12 protein-coding genes are annotated in these 14,206 nt (G+C 35.7%); 4 read left to right on the forward strand and 8 right to left on the reverse strand.

The features are described from left to right. Positions 1-157 precede the first annotated feature (157 nt). Positions 158-427 carry an alanine:cation symporter family protein gene (locus RT412_RS16750; protein WP_313346852.1) on the reverse strand — a complete coding sequence of 90 codons (270 nt, stop codon included), beginning with the start codon at positions 425-427 and terminating at the stop codon, positions 158-160. A gap of 10 nt (positions 428-437) precedes the next feature. On the opposite strand from RT412_RS16750, the gene RT412_RS16755 reads away from it, so the two are divergent. From RT412_RS16755 to RT412_RS16770, 4 genes are all read left to right on the forward strand, one after another. After that, positions 438-1,643 (forward strand): dicarboxylate/amino acid:cation symporter, encoded by a 1,206-nt coding sequence (locus RT412_RS16755; RefSeq protein ID WP_313346854.1) that lies wholly within the window; start codon positions 438-440, stop codon positions 1,641-1,643. 253 nt (positions 1,644-1,896) lie between these two features. Further along, positions 1,897-3,327 (forward strand): sigma 54-interacting transcriptional regulator, encoded by a 1,431-nt coding sequence (locus RT412_RS16760; RefSeq protein WP_313346856.1) that lies wholly within the window; start codon positions 1,897-1,899, stop codon positions 3,325-3,327. 180 nt (positions 3,328-3,507) lie between these two features. Then, entirely contained in the window at positions 3,508-4,671 is a 1,164-nt protein-coding gene (locus tag RT412_RS16765) for an alanine dehydrogenase (RefSeq protein ID WP_313346859.1), read from the forward strand. A gap of 9 nt (positions 4,672-4,680) precedes the next feature. Then, positions 4,681-6,090 carry a Na+/H+ antiporter NhaC family protein gene (locus RT412_RS16770; RefSeq protein ID WP_313346862.1) on the forward strand — a complete coding sequence of 470 codons (1,410 nt, stop codon included), beginning with the start codon at positions 4,681-4,683 and terminating at the stop codon, positions 6,088-6,090. An 86-nt stretch (positions 6,091-6,176) separates the two neighbouring features. Here the strand turns inward: RT412_RS16770 and RT412_RS16775 are convergent, their stop codons facing one another. From RT412_RS16775 to RT412_RS16805, 7 genes are all read right to left on the reverse strand, one after another. Next, positions 6,177-8,111, reverse strand: a complete 1,935-nt coding sequence (locus tag RT412_RS16775) for an aconitate hydratase (RefSeq protein ID WP_313346865.1) — start codon at positions 8,109-8,111, stop codon at positions 6,177-6,179. Positions 8,112-8,139: 28 nt separating this feature from the next. Beyond that, positions 8,140-8,814 carry an RraA family protein gene (locus RT412_RS16780; protein ID WP_313346868.1) on the reverse strand — a complete coding sequence of 225 codons (675 nt, stop codon included), beginning with the start codon at positions 8,812-8,814 and terminating at the stop codon, positions 8,140-8,142. 75 nt (positions 8,815-8,889) lie between these two features. Then, a complete protein-coding gene (locus RT412_RS16785; RefSeq protein ID WP_313346870.1) occupies positions 8,890-9,885 on the reverse strand; it encodes a tripartite tricarboxylate transporter substrate binding protein in 996 nt (331 codons plus the stop codon). Between the two features lie 30 nt (positions 9,886-9,915). Next, entirely contained in the window at positions 9,916-11,418 is a 1,503-nt protein-coding gene (locus RT412_RS16790; protein WP_313346872.1) for a tripartite tricarboxylate transporter permease, read from the reverse strand. Between the two features lie 15 nt (positions 11,419-11,433). Continuing rightward, positions 11,434-11,928, reverse strand: coding sequence for a tripartite tricarboxylate transporter TctB family protein (locus tag RT412_RS16795; protein WP_313346875.1), 495 nt, complete (start codon positions 11,926-11,928; stop codon positions 11,434-11,436). Between the two features lie 28 nt (positions 11,929-11,956). Then, positions 11,957-13,099, reverse strand: a complete 1,143-nt coding sequence (locus tag RT412_RS16800) for a PrpF domain-containing protein (protein ID WP_313346878.1) — start codon at positions 13,097-13,099, stop codon at positions 11,957-11,959. A 15-nt stretch (positions 13,100-13,114) separates the two neighbouring features. After that, positions 13,115-14,095, reverse strand: a complete 981-nt coding sequence (locus tag RT412_RS16805; protein ID WP_313346881.1) for a 2-hydroxyacid dehydrogenase — start codon at positions 14,093-14,095, stop codon at positions 13,115-13,117. Positions 14,096-14,206 lie beyond the last annotated feature (111 nt).

A 14,206-nucleotide genomic window follows, 5' to 3' on the forward strand; every position in this document is an offset into this window, starting at 1 on the left:
CTAATACTTTCCTGTGTATTAAAACCCATTCGCCTTTTTTTATCATTTCTACACTTCCTTATTTTATTTAATTTTACCTTTTTAAGAATAATTGCTACAGCTGAGAAATATTATCTCCATCTGTAGCAATTCTAAAATTATTGATATTTATTACTTACTACACGATTGTCTTTTCCTTTTCATTCCATACTTCTGTGTTTTTTATGCCAAGATTTTCAGGGTCAAATTGTGCATCACCTTTGAGTCTATATTGTTCTTCAAAATCCTTAAATACTTTAAATGCTACATTACTTAATAAAATTAATGCTATAAAGTTTAACCAGGACATAACGCCCATTCCAACATCTGCTAAGGCCCAAGCAAGCAACGATGGCTTAGAGCAGAAGATTAATATTGCTGCTAAAGTTGCTATTCTCAGAATGCCCAATAAGTAATTCTTGTTAACTTCTCAAGTTTTTTTAGCAATGATATTAGGTGCAATATTTGGACTTGTTATCGGAAAACCTATGACTGAGGTTGGATTTATCGGTGACATATGGTTAAATATGATTAAAATGATAGTGGTCCCTATGATTATTGTAACTATAGTTACCGGTATTGTATCACAAAAGGATATTAAATCCTTGGGACGCATTAGTTTTAGAATAATGACTTATTATATTGCAACTACATTGATTGCTTCTGTTATAGGTATAATTGTTGCGACAATAGTCAAGCCGGGTAATATTGCCAACTTTACCGGTTTAGCTTCAAAGGAAGTTGTGGCTGGTACTGACATAACCATAGCAGATTTTTTCACAAGTATGTTTTCATCTAATATGTTTAAGTCATTTTCAGATGGCAATATATTACAAACACTTATAATTTCTGTATTGATAGGTATTGCTATATTAAGAATGAAAACAGAAAGTCTAAAAACAACAATAATAAATGGATTTAATTCATTAAGCGAAATGGTTTTTTCTCTGATCAGTATGATAATGATAGTCTCTCCTATAGGTGTATTTTTCCTTATGGCAGATTCCTTTGCTACATATGGAGCTGGTATATTTACCAGTATGGCAACATTGGCAGGAACTTACTATTTAGCTTGTATTGTACATACAGTATTGATTTACGGTGGTTTCTTGTGGTTTAAAACCGGTATAAACCCGATTAGATTTATTAAAGATAGTGCCGAGTTATGGATTTATACTATATCTACTTGCAGCAGTGTTGCCTCTATTCCGGTAAATATAAAAGTTGCAAAAGAAAAATTTGGTGTTCCTGAAAGTATTTCAGGATTTACAGTTCCTTTAGGTTCTCAGATGAACTATGATGGAAGTGTTTTGCTGTATGGAGTCGTAATAGTATTCATAAGTCAGGTAGTTGGTGTTCCTTTAAGTATAGGTACAATGCTTAAGGTAATTTTATTATCTGCTATCTTTTCAACCGGCGGCGGCGGAATACCCGGAAGCGGTATTGTTAAACTGTTAGTTATGGTTGAAGCATTTGGGCTTCCAACGGAGATAATTGGAATCATCGCAGCTTTCTATAGATTGTTTGATATGGGTACTACAACGAACAACTGTTTAGGAGACCTGGCAGGAACAATCCTTGTTTCAAAATTAGAAGAAAAATCATCTGCAAAAGCTGTAAACTAATAAGATTCAGCAGGATAATTTATGTAATAATTACCCCCCATAATCACTTTTAAAAAACAGCTGATAAGAGTAAATCTTAATCAGCTGTTTTTTTACATCAGGTTTTCGGTAAAGTTCAGAATTATAGGGTTCATTTTTCTTTAATATGTTGTATAATGTTGTATAATGCTGTTAAGAGCATTCTTGCAGAAGGCATAAAACTGCCGGCAACAAAATCATGTTTAAATAGAAATAAGCAGCAGGGAGAAAAGTTATGGAACTTATGAAAAATTTATTTAACAATAAAGGTTATATTGATGGAATTACTATTATAGACTTGAAGGGTGAAATTTTGTTTACTGCAAAATTTAACAACAAACTGAATTCTGAAGCTGATGAAAATTATGAAGTCATAGGTAAAAATTTTCTTGAAGTCTATGAAAATCTTGATGAAAATACAAGCAGTACTTATCAGTCTATGATTCACGGAGTACCTTTCTATGTTGAAAATCAAATTCTTAAATCAGCTGACAGAGTTCCTATTAAAATTACTTCTCTATCCATACCTATAAAATCAAGCAGCAAAATTGTAGGTGCTATTGATTTATCTGTGAGCGAGTATGATAACGATGTTAAAGATAAAATTGAAATAGATACCGATTTATACGAAAGAAATTTTAAATCAAAAATAGCAGAAGCAGCATCCGGAGGCAAAAGTGTAAATAAATTAGATTTAAGAGAAAGTCGTGCAAGTTTTGTAACTGAGAATATAATTACCGATAACAACCGCATGAAGGAATTGAAAAAGTATATTAATGTTGCGGCTGATTGCAATCTGCCAACCTTAATAAGCGGAGAAACAGGTACCGGCAAAGAAATGTTCGCTCATGCAATACATAATGAGAGCCCACGGAAAAACAAGCCGTTTATAGCCCAAAACTGTGCGGCTATACCTGAAAACTTATTGGAAAGCATATTGTTTGGTACATCGAAGGGTGCCTTTACCGGAGCGGTAGATAACATAGGATTATTGGAGCTGGCTGAAGGTGGAACTATATTTTTAGACGAGGTCAATTCAATGCCTTCTCACTTGCAGTCAAAACTATTAAGAGTTTTACAGGACAGCACCTTTAGGAGCATTGGCTCAAAAGAGGAAAAAGTAGTTGATGTCAAAGTGATTGCCGCAATTAACGAGGATCCGGTGATGGCGATAGAAAAAGGCACTATGCGAAAGGATATATATTATAGACTGAGTGCTATAAGTTTCAACATTCCTCCTTTGAGGGAGCGTAAGGACGACATACCCCTATTGACCAGCTATATTGTATCTAAGTACAATAAGATATTTAACAAGAATATAAAGTATGTTTCCAACAATCTTTATAAAAAGCTATATGAATATGATTGGCCGGGTAATGTCCGAGAATTGGAGAACGTGCTGATTTATGGTCTCAGTATGGTAAATAGCACAAGTGAAAGTTTGAAATTTTCTGATATTGAAAGTAAATTCAACTATATGCTGAACATAAACAATGAATCAAATATTAAATTAGAGCCTCTTGTAACAATGGTTGATAAGTATGAAAGTTCAATAATAGAAAAAGTATTAATAAATACAGGTTACAATATGACAAAAGCTGCTGATATATTGAAAATACCAAGACAAACATTACAGAGAAAATCTAAAAAATTTAATCTTATTTAATAAATTGCCCGCAAATGAGCAGACTGCCGCTCATTTGTGGGCAATACTAATGTTTTACAAATGCATTTTTATGCTAATTCTACTGTAGCTCATTGAATTTTCAACCTTCTTATAAATATTTTTCTTGGCATGAATAATGCATATGTTAAATTAAGACAAAATAATTAAGGAGGCAGTAATTTGAATTTTGGTGTATTGAAAGATATTAAGAATGGTGAGTTCAGGGTTATAGCTACACCATCTGAGGTTGCAAGCATATGCGGTGACGGTCATAAGGTATTAGTGCAGAAGAATGCCGGAGCTAAAGCCGGATTTTCAGATGAAGAATACGCGGGTGTTGGTGCTGAAATTGTTGAAACAATGGAAGAAATGTATGATAGGTGTGATTTTCTTGCTAAAGTAAAAGAAATAGAGCAATCTGAGTACAATTTACTTAGAGAAAACCAAATTATATTCACTTGCATCCATCCTGCAGCTCACAGTGAAGAAGTTCAGGCACTATTGGATAAAAAGGTAATTGCATTTACAGCTGAGGATTCACATCGATACGGTTCGCCTAACTGCGAAGCAGCAGGAAAACAAGGTGCCTTAATGGGTCTTGAATCTCTTTTATCCATAAATGGTGGAAACGGAAAGTTTGTAAGCGGTCTCGCAGGCGCTCCGAGCATAAAAGTTCTTATACTTGGAGGCGGAATAGTCGGCAGAAATGCTCTTCAGGTTCTTCAATCTCTGGGTGCCTGGGTTACTGTAATGGATATTAATATTGCAACTTTAAGAGATATAGGAAAAATGTATGATGAAAAGGTAAATACAGTCATATCAACAAAATACAATCTCAAGAAGCTTCTTCCTGAGATGGATTTAGTAATCAACTGTGTAAAATGGCCAAAAGGAAGCAAAGAGTTTTTGATTGACAGGGAAATGGTAAGGTCTATGCAAAGAGGTTCTGTAATTGTGGATATCAGCAACGATTACGGTGTAATAGAAACATTCCGTGAAACAACACACGAAAACCCAAGATATACAGAGGAAGGAGTAGTTCATTACTGTGTGGGAAATATTCCCGGAGCAATTGCAAATTCAACAACTGTAGCTTACGCAGCATCTGTCTTGCCTCACCTTAGAAATATTATGAATTTGGGAATCGAAGAAGCATGTATGAGAGATGGTTACTTAAGAAGGAGCTTGACTACATACAAGGGATATTTGACACACGAAGAAACAAGTGCTCTTCAGAATAGACCATGGATAAGACCGGAGGACATACTTAATATAGCAGATAAAGATTTGAATCCGGCACCGTCGGCGACCGTAACAAAATCTAACAATATAATTAAAATTTAGGAGGAAGAAATGGAAGAAGTAGTAAACATGGGATTTATATCAATTATACCGTCACTTTTGGCAATTGCGCTTGCTTTTACTACCAGAAATACTGTTGTATCACTTGCCTTTGCTTGTTTAGTAGGTACACTTATTGCAGGACAGGGCTTATTAGGATTCCCTACATTATTAAAAACAAGCTTGGGAACAACAAGTTTTTCATGGGTAATGCTTTTAAATACGTTTATTGCAATATTAGTTGCCTTTTTCCAAAAAACAGGGGCAATACAGGGCTTTTCTCAATATATCCAAAATAAAAATTTAAGCAGGAAAGCTGTACAGATTGTTGCTTGGTTATTAGGTGGGTTTGTATATTTTTCTGACTCCTTCAGCCCTTTATTTGTTGGAACAACCATGAGAAGCATATCTGACAAGGCAAAGATTTCAAGAGAAAAATTATCCTATATAGCGGATTCCGGTGCAGCACCCGTAAGCGTTATGGTTCCTATAACGGGGTGGGCAGCATATCTTAGCGGGCTTGCAATAGGTGTAGGTGCTATCGCAACTCAGGAAGATGCAATGAGATTATTTATCAAAGCAATACCGTTTAACTTCTACGCACTGATTACAGTTGCTTTTGTAGGCTTGATAGCTGCAGGTATAATAAAGGACTTCGGACCTATGAAAAGGGCTGAAGAAAGAGCTGTCAACGAAGGAAAGGTATTACGGGATGGAGCCGAACCATTGATTGGTAAAGAATTAACTGAAATGGAAGCTTATCCGGGTATACAACAAAGAGTATTTTTAAACTTCGTTCTTCCGGTTATAATGATTATGTCCATAGCAATTGGAACGTATATTCATTTAAATTCTGCAAAAACAATGGAAGCATTTTTGTTTGTAGTAATATTTATGAGCGTGAGCATGTTCATTCAGGGTATACCATTTAAGGAAATTATGCATACCATAACAGAGGGAGTTAAGGGCGCAGTTCCTGCTATAATGATATTAGCTCTTGCCTATTCAATCAATTCATTAAGTAAGACTATGGGAACTGCAAATTACATTATTTCTGTTACTGAAGGGTTTTTAAGCCCTCAGCTGTTACCTGCAATAATATTCTTAATTGCAGCAGTAACGGCATTCGCTACCGGAACATCATGGGGTACTTTTGCAATATGTATGCCTATAGCACTTCCGTTGGCATTTAGTTTCTCAGGAGGGGAAGTTACATCATTGGTAGTTGCTTGTTTTGCTGCAGTAGCAGGTGGAGGGGTTTTCGGAGACCATTGCTCACCTCTGTCAGATACAACTATACTTGCATCAACAGGTGCTGCTGCTGACCATATAGACCATGTTAAGACACAATTACCTTACGCGTTGATCTGTGGATCATTATCCATAGCAGCATATCTCACAATAGGTTTTTTGAGTGTTTAGTTTTATCACCATTTTGGAATATACTCAATAAAGCATAAAAATTTGTAATCTTTAAATCCCACAGCAAAATAAGCTGTGGGATTCCATTAAAAACTTACATTTTTATTTACATATCTTATCATTCCGCCTGATACAAGTATTTCTCTTTCCCTGTCAGCAGCATTACAAAGAAGGTTAAATTCGAAATTCTTAGTTTTATTTATCGCTTTTATTTCCTTATTTGACATCAAACTTTCTTTCACATCCACTAAAATTATATCATCTAAAAAATCAATACGATTATAATCATTTGGATTACTGAACTCAAGAGGTAGAATTCCTGTGTTAATCAAATTCGATTTATGAATCCTGGCAAAGCTTTTAGCAATTACTGCTCTAATCCCAAGATAAACAGGGACTAAAGCTGCATGCTCCCTGGATGACCCTTGTCCATAGTTTTCACCACCAATTATAAATCCTCCGCCATACTTCTTAGCATTAGCGGGGAAGTGTTTCTCACATCTTACAAGACAGTAATCTGATAAAAATGGAATGTTGGATCTGTTAGACAATGCCTTTGCCCCGCCAGGCACAATATGATCTGTAGTTATATTATCTTCCACCTTTATTAATGACTTACCTTCAATCGAATCTTTAAGTTCGTCAAAAATAGCAAAAGGTTTAATATTTTTACCCTTTATGAGTTCTTGCTCTTTATTTCCATTATCTTTAGGTTTCAATATCAAATTATCATTTATAATAAATTTTTCAGGCAATGTTGATTTATAACCCGAAACATCCATATCCAGTGCTGTTATATACCCGGTCAGCGCTGATGCTACAGCGGTTTCCGGACTGACAAGATAGACTTTAGCATCATCCGTTCCACTTCGTTTTTCAAAATTCCTGTTAAAAGTCCTTAAGGATACTCCTCCGCTTTTTGGTGCTTGACCCATTCCAATACAAGGTCCACACGCAGATTCTAAAATCCTTGCTCCGGAAGATATAATACTTGAAAGAGCTCCGTTCATTGCAAGCATATTTAAAACTTGCTTGGAACCTGGAGATATTACCAAAGAAACATCTTTATGAATTGTTTTGCCTTCCAACGCCTTTGCTACTATCATCAGGTCACCATAGGAGGAATTAGTACACGAGCCGATACATACTTGATCCACCTTAACTTTACCCGACTCAGATACCTTTTTAACATTATCAGGACTATGAGGCAATGCTATAAGGGGTTCTAACTCATCTAAATTTATTGCAATTTTGTCAGCATATATTGCATCCGCATCTGCCTTTAGCTCTTTAAAGCATTCACCTCTGCCCTGAGCTTCCAAAAATAGCTTTGTCTGATAATCTGAAGGGAAAATCGATGAAGTAGCTCCTAATTCCGCGCCCATATTAGTTATAGTTGCACGGTCATATACAGTTAGTCCTGATATTCCTTCTCCTGTATATTCAATTATTTTTCCTACTCCGCCTTTTACACTTAAGATACTTAACAGCTTAAGTATTATATCTTTAGCTGCACATCCATTTGACAGCTTCCCCTTCAACTCAACTTCTATCACATCCGGAACCTTTAAATTATAGACTCCTGTTGCCATAGCTACAGAAACATCAAGTCCTCCTGCTCCCATTGACAACATGCCCAGTCCTCCACAAGTAGGAGTATGCGAATCAGAGCCAATAAGAGTTCCGCCGGGATAACCAAACCTCTCAAGATGCACCTGATGACATATTCCATTGCCGGGTTTTGAATAGTAAAGCCCATATTTTTCTGCAAACGACTGTAAGTATACATGATCATCAGCATTTTCATAACCTGTTTGCAGTGTATTATGATCTACATATATTATTGATAAATCCGTATTTATTTTATCAAGCTCCATTGCTTCAAACTGCAAACAAGCCATAGTACCTAATGCATCCTGTAACAATGTCTGATTTATTTTTATTTCTATAACATTCCCTTTTTTGATTTCTCCAGATATCAAATGTTCTGTTAATATTTTTTCTGCTAAATTTAATCCCAAATTATATCACCGTCCAAAATTGTTAATATTATAGAAACTCACAACCTTTCTTAATAAGTGTTTCATCAACCCAACTCTTATTGAGAGTTCCTTCTTCAATTTTTTTAAGCTTATCTATTTCCATAGAATTATGAGCTGATGCCTTTTCGTATAGCTCCTGTGCATCTGAAGGTCTTATTACTACAACACCATCTTTATCTCCTACCAATATATCACCCGGTAAAACAACCTGTCCACCTATGGCAACAGGAACATTAATTTCGCCGGGACCATTTTTATATGGGCCCTTTGGCTGAACTCCTTTTGCGTAAACACTGAATTCTAAATCATTTAGAGCTTCAACGTCACGAATACAACCATTTATCAAAAATCCGGCTATACCTTTTTTCTTAGCTGTTCTATACATTATTTCACCACACAGCGAATGGTCCATACAGCCTTCTCCATCAACTGCGATTATATCTCCGGGTCTTGCCATCTCTATTGCTTTATGAAACATAAGATTGTCTCCAAGAGGTGCCTTTACTGTCAATGCTACTCCTAATAATTTGACATCATTAAAGGGTTTTATTGTATAATCCATACAATATATACGTCCCATGTTGTCACATATATTAGCAACAGGAATATCTCTAAATTTTTCTACAAGTCCTTTAGATGGTCTTTCAATATTTGTAAAAATTCTAAAACCTATATTATGCATATTATTATCACCTTTATTAACCTTTCTAAAATATTGCCCCGTCTTAAGCGGACAGGGCAGTATTAATTTCATATACTATTCTACTAATCCAATTTCCTTAAGCAATTCTTCAATCATATCACATTGTTCTCTATACATCTTGTCAAATTCTTGAGAATTTGCATATACAGGTGGTTCGCCTAAATCAGTTCCTCTTTTTAAATAATCTTCACTTTTTATGATTTTTTCAAATGATTCATCAAGTATTTTTATTACTTCTTCTGGTGTACCGCTAGGTGCAAATACTCCTCTTGTTGAAGTAAGTGTAGCTTCATAACCTTGTTCTAAAAACGTTGGTGCATCCGGCAAGTCAGATATTCTCTCAGGACTGGATACACCTATAATTTTCATTTCACCGGCTTTAACTTGTTCAAGGAATGATGCCGGGAACCCTACAACACTACTTACATGACCTCCTAATACTGCACTTAATCCTTCGTTTGTACCTGCAAATGGTACTTCTTTTATTTCATTAATAACACCCATTCTATACATCATATTTGCACCAAGAACATGAAGTGTTGAACCTACTCCAGGATGTGACCAAGAAAACTCACCAGGATTTTTTTCAATCCACTCAATTAATTCCGCCGCATTGTTATATGGAGCGTCAGCTCTTACAGCCAATACAGGGGCAACATCACTTGCCAATGCTATTCCTACAAAGTCATCTTTGCTAAAGTCTACAGTATCCATGTACAATGAAATCGGAAGTGACATTGTAGCATATAGTAAAGTATAACCATCAGCTTTTGATGAAGCCACAGAAGTTGCACCTATAGCACCACCGGCACCAGGTTTACAAGTAATTTGCATCGGTTGTCCTAAAAATTTTGATGCTTCCGGTGTAAGTAATTCTGCTGCTAAGTGAGTTCCTCCACCGGCAGAAAACCCTACAACCATCTCAACCGGTTTATTAGGGAAATCTACTTCCTTAGGTTTTGATTCATCGGTTGCAGGAGAACTTGGTGAACAACCTGTGATAAATAACAGTATTACTAAAATAAGTGATAACATTTTCTTTAATTTCATAATAACCTCCATAATTATGTAATGATTTTTTTATTTTTCAGACAGCTCTGCTTTTGCTTGAAACTTTTTATTTCTAATAAACATAAACACTGCAGAAATAATCGCAATAACAATCAAAACTGCCGAAATTGGCCTTGTAAAAAATATCTCAAAGCTTCCATCAGATAAAACTAAACTTTGTCTTAAGCTTGATTCAAGCTGCCCTCCAATAACAAATGCTATTACAAGAGGTGGAATTGGAAATTTGTTAATTTTCATTATATATCCTAAAGCTCCAAACACAATCATTATAGTTGGGTCAAATAAATTTGTTCTGGTTGAATAAGTACCAACTATACAGATAATTAATATCATCGGCAATAATGTGGCCTTTCTTATATTAACTATCTTCGAGAATAACGGAACTCCAAGCTTGCCTACTATCAATAACCCTATTACAGATAATAGCAAAGCTATATAGATTGTATAAACGCTTTCAATATTTTCAACAAACAATAAGGGTCCCGGCTTAATTCCATGAGCTATTAATGCTCCCACTAATATTGCTGTTACAACATCACCCGGTATCCCAAGTGTCAGCATCGGAACAAGCGCCCCGCCTGAAACTGCATTATTTGCCGCTTCAGGAGCAGCAATGCCTTCAAGTATACCGGTTCCAAACTTTTCAGGATGCTTTGATACTCTCTGAGCTTCAGCGTAAGAAATAAAGCATGCTGTACTTCCACCGATACCCGGCAAAACACCAATCAAAGCTCCCATAATACCAGACTTAACCATAGTTACAAAATTGCTAAGATACTCTTTTAATGAAATATTGTTATCTTTAAGGGTCAATGTCTCCGCTTTTTCATAAAGCTCGTTTCTACCCTTCGAAAGCTGCATTAAAAGCTCTGTTAAAGCAAATACTCCTATAAAAACTGATAATGTCTGAACTCCATCTCCTAAATTTATATTGCCAAATGTAAATCTCTTAGTTCCATATATAGGGTCCATACCAATAGTTGCAATCAATAGTCCAAATCCCGCCGATATAAGTCCTCTTATTAATGACTTCCCTGAAATACCTGCAATTAATGACAGTGAAAGCACCATCAAGCCAAAATACTCAGGAGGTCCAAACTTTAATGTTACAGCAGACAACGGTTTCGCCATGGCAAGTAGAATCAAAACTCCAACCAATCCGCCTGTACATGATGCAAATAGTGCCATATGCAACGCCTTGCCGGATTGACCGTTAGCAGCCATCTGATATCCATCAAGGGTAGTCGCAGCGGCACTGGCAGTACCGGGAGTATTTATTAATATAGCTGAAATTGACCCTCCGAACATGGCCCCTTGATATGAACCTATCATAAGAGCTATTGCTACTGTCGTTGGAAGATAAAGACTAACCGGAAGCAGCAAGGCAATTGTCATACTGGGACTTATGCCCGGCATGCCTCCTCCGACTATTCCCACTGCTACGCCTATAAGTAAAGCTACTATTACTTTTACTGATATAAAATCAATTGCCACATCTAAAATTAAATCCATTTACTCACCCCATCCTTAAAATCCAAATGGTCCTACAGGAAACCTTATCCTGAATACATTGGAAAATAATAAATAAATTGCCACTACAAATATTACAGATACTACTGAACACCAAGCAATTTTTGAATGCCCGAAAAATAGTAAGAGAAATATAAGAAACGGAATGCTTGCAATAACAAATCCTAAATATTGCATAACAATAAGATAAATTACTGTTGACAGCAGAAATATAACATGAGGCAAATATTTCTTTAATTGTGTCACATTACTAATACCTAATATACTTGATAGACTTAGTTCACCTTTTTTATGCAAATATATTAAACCCTCAATTATAAGTACAGCTCCACATATTCCAATAATTGTTACAAGAAGCTCAGGGAAATAGTCAGCACCGATAGTTACGCCCTTCCTTACAGATATTTGATTTGGTATCAACCAAAAATAAGAAAATAACGAAAACAAAACTATAACAATCCCAGACCTCAAGTCTCTAATTTTATCATCCATTCTATCACCTCGTTTCTATCAATTTATACTAAATACTTTCCGGAATATATGCTATTCCGTCCATTAGAACTCTTGCAGTTCTGTCAACACATACCTTAGTTATTTTATCTTCATTAAGGTCTACATCAACTTTCATTGAGCCATATGGATGACCAATTCTAAGGGTTTTTCCTTTTCTTGCTTCTTCTTTTAAAGCATCCCATATAATAGTTCCCGGAATCCTTGATGCTGCACCTGTACTTACAGCTCCGCCAATCATATATGCTCTATGCATTTTTTGCATCGAACCAAGCCTTGCAACTATATCAACATCATTTTCATCTATATATATACCTTCAGGATTTACATAACCTTTTGCTCTTGTAACAAACCCAACCTTTGGAAATGCAGGACTTTTCTCTGTTGCAACATCTCTGTTGTCAACTAAACCAATCATTTCAGCCGCAATACATCTTATTTCTTCCATCATACTAAGTATGTCAGTTCTCTTCTCTATCTCGATTGGTAATTCTGTCCCATTAAGACCTAATTCTTCGGCCTTTATGTATACTACAGGTGTTACTGCATCAACAACAGATATATTAAATTTCCTTCCATCTTTTGTTTCTACTATGTCTGCAGAATTTCCGGTTGGAAGAACTTTACCTGTAACACCGCCTTCCGGGTCTAAGAATTCCATTATTATTTTTGCACCTGTTCCGGGAACTCCGGGTATCCTATGTTCACCTTCAGATATGGCATATCCATTAGACACAGGAACTATGACATTAATAATTTTGGATGTATTTGTATTATAAACTCTAACAGTAGTAGTTGGTTCACTTGCCTTTACATAGTTATTATTTATAGCAAACAACCCGACAGCCGAAGATAGATTGCCGCAATTACCCTGCCAATCGATTATTGGTTTGTCTACAGATACCTGTCCGAATGTATAGTCTACATCTGCATCTTCCCTCTCTGAAGGACCAATAATGCAAATTTTGCTTGTAAGAGAATTTGCGCCGCCAAGACCATCAATCTGCCTCAAATCCGGACTTCCAAGAAGTCTTAAAATTATTTTATCTCTTTCATCTCCAACCGGTGGCAATTCATTTTCACTAAGAAAGAGACCCTTGCTTGTACCACCTCTAATAATTGAGCATTTAAAAGCTTTACATCTATTATCCATACTCACACTTCCTTTCTATTCTGCAGGATAGGAGCAATCCTTATGATTTATATAGTCCCTTTTATTAAGCCCCTTATTTTCATGAACTCTCATAATATTTTCTGTAACCTTTTCAGCCATTGGTTTAATTAAATCATCTACTGTGCCGCCTATATGAGGTGTCATTATAATATTATCAATACCATTAAATCTGCCATCCCTTGGATATGGCTCTTTTTCAAAGCTATCAAGCCCTGCTCCTAAAATATTTCCTGTTGCTAAAATATCTGCAAGATCATTTTCTTTAATTATTCCACCTCTTGAAGTATTAACTATAACAGCATTTTTTTTCATCATATCTAATTCATGCCTTGTAATTAAATCAACCGTGTCAGAAGTAAGCGGCAGGTGAATGCTTACAATATCACTGCTTCTAAGCAGTTCATCCAATTTCAAAAACTTGACATTCAGACTTTCCTCTTGCTCCTTATCCAATCTGTATAAATCATAGTACACAACCTCTGCACCAAGAGCCATAGTTTTTAATGCGACCATTTTACCAATTGCACCTAATCCTATCAGTCCTACTCTTTTGCCGTTGATAGTATAGGAATTTGAAGCATAGGTAGTTCTGTCCCATACTCCTTCTTTTACTTTATTGTTCAGCTGCACTAAATGTCTATACAATGCCAATATCAAAAGAATTGTATGTTCTGCCACAGCACAGCTGTTTATACCATTAGCTACCGTAACAGGAATATTTCTTCTATTAGCTTCCTGTATATCTACAGTATCATAACCGGCACCCCACCTTTGAATTAATTTAAGATTTTTATTATTCCTGATTATATTTTCATCTATCTTCAAGGTTCTCAAAATAACATATTCCAAATCTGAGATCTTGTTCAAATCATCTTGTTCTGTTATAAAATCTAATTCGAATTTATCAGACAAACCTTTAGTTATTAATTCGTATGCCTCATCAGGATATTTGCCCACAATTGTTACCTTACTCATTTTCGACTCCTTCCATTTTAATATCCGTACACTAAATAGCAATTACTGTGCCAATTTATCCTCTGTGACATGAAATTTGATTATACCTATTTTTAAGGGATTTGTTATTTA

It is taken from the genome of Sedimentibacter sp., from assembly GCF_032080165.1.
In the GTDB taxonomy this organism is placed as follows: Bacteria; Bacillota; Clostridia; order Tissierellales; family Sedimentibacteraceae; genus Sedimentibacter.